This is a genomic window from Vibrio marinisediminis (assembly GCF_014050145.1).
Classification (GTDB): Bacteria; Pseudomonadota; Gammaproteobacteria; order Enterobacterales; family Vibrionaceae; genus Vibrio; species Vibrio marinisediminis.
In genome coordinates, this window is sequence record NZ_JACFYF010000244.1 from 1 (window position 1) to 273 (window position 273).

The 273-nt window shown below is 66.7% G+C and carries 1 protein-coding gene; it reads left to right on the plus strand.

What is annotated here, in order from left to right; all coding sequences use genetic code 11:
* A partial coding sequence (locus H2O73_RS23985) for a hypothetical protein (protein WP_497997522.1) occupies positions 1-273 on the plus strand: 273 nt, incomplete at both ends.

Sequence of the window (273 nt, forward strand, 5' to 3'; positions counted from 1 at the left end):
CTGCTGCGCCGGGCGCGACATCCACGACGCGCGCCGGGTGGCCGAAGAGATGGGCTTCCCCCATTACGTGCTGGACTACGAGAATACCTTTCGCGAGGCGGTGATCGACGAATTCGCCGACAGCTACCTCGGCGGCGCGACCCCGGTCCCGTGCATCCGCTGCAACGAGCGGGTGAAGTTCAAGGACCTGCTGGAGACCGCCAGGGACCTGGAGGCCGACTGCATGGCCACCGGGCACTATATCCAGCGCAAGATGGGTCCGGCCAAGGCGGA